Origin of the sequence: Pseudomonas sp. 2995-1, from assembly GCF_002742505.1 — a bacterium.
In the GTDB taxonomy this organism is placed as follows: Bacteria; Pseudomonadota; Gammaproteobacteria; order Pseudomonadales; family Pseudomonadaceae; genus Aquipseudomonas; species Aquipseudomonas sivasensis.
The window spans coordinates 1-336 of the sequence record NZ_LJSA01000243.1; the positions used below are offsets into that span (position 1 = coordinate 1).

General features: G+C 33.3%; 1 protein-coding gene. It reads left to right on the forward strand.

The features are described from left to right. Window positions 1-248 (forward strand): HAD-IA family hydrolase (locus tag AOA61_RS02750; RefSeq protein ID WP_143521176.1); only part of this gene is annotated, 248 nt, incomplete at its 5' end. Window positions 249-336 lie beyond the last annotated feature (88 nt).

The window sequence follows — 336 nt, forward strand, 5'->3', positions numbered from 1 at the left end:
TCTCTGAATCTACTGGATTTCAGAAACCACAAACGGGAATCTTTGATTTTGCTTTCAATAAATTAGAAACTACAAATAAGTCCAACGTACTTATGGTGGGAGATTCGTTGACTTCTGATATTCAAGGTGGAATTAATTATGGTATTGACACTTGTTGGTTCAATCATAAATATAAGGAAAACAGTTCATCTTTAAGACCGACTTACGAAATAAATAAATTGGAAAGCCTTTTAGAGATTATGAAATAAATGCATTCCACCTCTGCTTTTATTCGCAATGACTGATTATGCGATAAGGACAAATTTCGAGTCAATGTACACACAGTAACCCAAACAA